Here is a 343-nt window from a genome sequence, read left to right as displayed (position 1 = left end):
CGCGAGTCGGCGGCCCGCGCGGTCGTCGGCACCGGTGATCAGGCCTGGGTCGGTGTCACCGGCGGCCAGGGCGGCGAGACCGCGTTCGAGTTCGCCCCGGTCGGCGGCCAGGAGGACGGCGCGGTGGTCCAGAGTGCTGCGCGTGGTGGCGAGCGACAGACCGAGGTCCGCGGGCGTCAGCTGTGCGTCCGCCGCGAGGAACGCCCCGAGACGCGCGGCCTGGGCACGCAGGGCGTCGGGGTCGGCCGCGGACAGCGCCAGCGGGAACGTCCGCGTACCGGTGTCGGGGGCGTCCGCCTCGGGGGCCGCGTCCTGGAGCGCCGGTTCCTCCGCCGCCTCCTCC

1 protein-coding gene is annotated in these 343 nt (G+C 78.1%); it reads right to left on the bottom strand.

Features of this window, described 5'->3' with window-relative positions; all coding sequences use genetic code 11:
- Nucleotides 1-343: CurL C-terminal domain-containing protein (locus tag AC5WRT_RS39155; protein ID WP_496101123.1), on the bottom strand; the 343-nt coding region annotated here is incomplete at both ends.

Source organism: Streptomyces sp. NTD91 (genome assembly GCF_059510455.1).
The sequence above is the reverse complement of the archived record's forward strand: the minus strand, read 5'-3'. Positions and strand labels throughout refer to the sequence as shown.